This window comes from Photorhabdus sp. RM71S, from assembly GCF_042879355.1.
Taxonomy (GTDB): Bacteria; Pseudomonadota; Gammaproteobacteria; order Enterobacterales; family Enterobacteriaceae; genus Photorhabdus; species Photorhabdus kayaii.
In genome coordinates this window covers 1-403 of the sequence record NZ_JBHFKV010000218.1, presented here as the reverse complement: position 1 = coordinate 403, position 403 = coordinate 1, and the positions used below count along the sequence as shown (strand labels likewise).

Annotated in this window: 1 protein-coding gene; it reads left to right on the top strand. The window is 50.6% G+C overall.

All coding sequences use genetic code 11. The features are described from left to right. On the top strand, window positions 1–403 hold a 403-nt coding region (locus tag ACGF5R_RS24600; protein WP_387693269.1), incomplete at both ends, for a terminase gpA endonuclease subunit.

Sequence of the window (403 nt, the reverse complement as noted above, 5' to 3'; positions counted from 1 at the left end):
ACGCTTAGATCACTATCTAAAACAAATCTGGCGCCGTGCTGATGGACGCGGTTTTACTATCATGGCGGCATGCATGGACTCTGGCGGACACCACACCCAACAAGTCTACGAGTTCTCTAAGGCCAGAATAGGCAGAAGAATATGGGCGATAAAAGGGGAATCGGCTCGCGGCGGTAAACGCTCCCCCGTTTGGCCGACCAAAAAACCGACATCCCGTACTAAGTCAAGTTTCAAGCCTATCATTCTCGGTGTTAATGCGGCTAAGGATACGGTCCGGGGGAGATTACATATCAATCCACCGCGACCCGGTGAGGCAGCGGCAAGCTATATGCACTTTCCGGCAGACAGGGATCTGAATTATTTCAGTCAATTGTTAGCGGAACGTTCAGTGCTCAAAGAATCA